At 71.2% G+C, this 1104-nt stretch carries 2 protein-coding genes; one reads left to right on the top strand and one right to left on the bottom strand.

Annotated elements, in window-relative coordinates; all coding sequences use genetic code 11:
* On the bottom strand, positions 1-676 hold a 676-nt coding region (locus tag E1261_RS44870; protein WP_132416489.1), incomplete at its 3' end, for an HNH endonuclease signature motif containing protein.
* 76 nt (positions 677-752) lie between these two features.
* Between E1261_RS44870 and E1261_RS44865 the strand changes: the two genes are divergently transcribed.
* Positions 753-1104, top strand: a 352-nt coding sequence (locus E1261_RS44865) for a hypothetical protein (RefSeq protein ID WP_238176867.1), incomplete at its 3' end; no start/stop codon positions are given.

Raw genomic sequence — 1104 nt, 5'->3', positions numbered from 1 at the left:
CTGGTGGGACGGTGGTGTAGCGGTGGCCGGTGGGGGTGATCAGGGTGACGGAGCCGTCCGGGTGGTTCTCGGTCTTCCAGCCCCAGCGTGGGGTGTCTTTAATGACATGGTGGTACTCGCAGAACGGCGCGAGTCCGGCCAGGCTGGTTCGGCCCGTCACTGCGAACGGGGTGCCGTGGTCGCGATCGCATTCGCGGGATGGTCGGTTGCAGCCGGGCCAGGCGCAGACCGGGTGCCGCGCAAGCAGCGTCTCGCTGACCAGCGTGCTGGGGTCGTGTCGGGTGGTCGACGCTTCCAGGACGGCACCGGTCGCCGGGTCGGTGAGTAGACGCCGCAACGTCCCGTCTGCGACGATCCGGCGTGCCAGCTCGGCGGGGATCGGGCCGTATCCGGTCAGTTCGCACGGATCGTCGTCGAGGCCGAGCAGGGTGCCTATGGGGATCAGCACCTCGATATGCGGGCGGCGGCGGTGCTGATCCGGCAGACGTCGTCCGAGCCAGTCAAGACCGTTGTGCACTATGTGGCCGAACAGGTCGGCCACTGCATCAGCCCTTCGCTGCTCTGCATTCCGCTGATCGCGTGCGATCGCTGGTTCGGCGGACTTGGCATCCGCGGGCGCCTCGGAAGGGCAGGCAGCGGTATCGGGCAGCGGCACGTCGCCCTCGTCCCCGCGCACGGGGTGAGCACCAGGATCAGGATCGGTTGCGTCGGTCGCGAGATCCGCTGGGGCAGAATCAGCGCAGGCGGGATCCGTGGGCGCCGCGGATGTGGGATCAGCGCTGGGCTCGTACGCCGTGGGCGCAGTCTCCGAGGCGGCCGTCGCGGAAGCCGTTGAGCCGGGCGCCGTGCAGTCGGACGCCTCGGATGCCGGATCAGCGCTGGGCTCGTGTGCCGTGGGCGCAGCAGCCTCCGAGCCAGTCGGCGCGGACGTCGTTGAACCGGCGGTGCGGCCGGGTGCCGTGGGGCCGGGTGCTGTGGCGCCGGACGTCTGCGGCTTGGAGGCGGATGCCTTGCGCGCCGCGGAGCCTGAAGCCGCGGACTCGGCGGCGGTCGGCTCGGATGCCGCGGTCTCCGAGGCGGTCGGCTCGGGAGCCGTCGGGGCTG

Source organism: Kribbella albertanoniae (assembly GCF_004348455.1).
Classification (GTDB): Bacteria; Actinomycetota; Actinomycetes; order Propionibacteriales; family Kribbellaceae; genus Kribbella; species Kribbella albertanoniae.
This window is presented reverse-complemented; position numbering and strand designations above follow the sequence as displayed.